The sequence below is a fragment of the Streptococcus suis genome, assembly GCF_002960445.1.
GTDB lineage: Bacteria > Bacillota > Bacilli > Lactobacillales > Streptococcaceae > Streptococcus > Streptococcus hyiners.
In genome coordinates, this window is record NZ_POJD01000445.1 from 1 (window position 1) to 264 (window position 264).

The 264-nt window shown below is 38.3% G+C and carries 1 pseudogene; it reads right to left on the bottom strand.

The features are described 5' to 3' along the window. Positions 1-264: pseudogene (locus C1G53_RS12460) on the bottom strand (carbamoyl phosphate synthase large subunit); the annotation flags it as partial.

Consider the following 264-nt stretch of genomic DNA (forward strand, 5'->3'; position numbering starts at 1 on the left):
GGAATGAGCGTAGTTATAGGCTTCAACTGTGAAACCGCCTGCCATACGGTTATTGTATTCAATGGCAATGTAGTCGTCCCCATCCTTGAAAAATTCAATATGGAAAAAACGCTCTCTCATACCAAAGGCCTTGATAATAGCTCTGCCATACTCAACCAGTTTAAAATCTAATTCTTTTTCGATAAAGTAGGCATTGTCCTTCTTGGTTTGCATCAATTCAAATGGAGTATGAACATAAGTCAAGCCTGTTTCAAAGACAACATT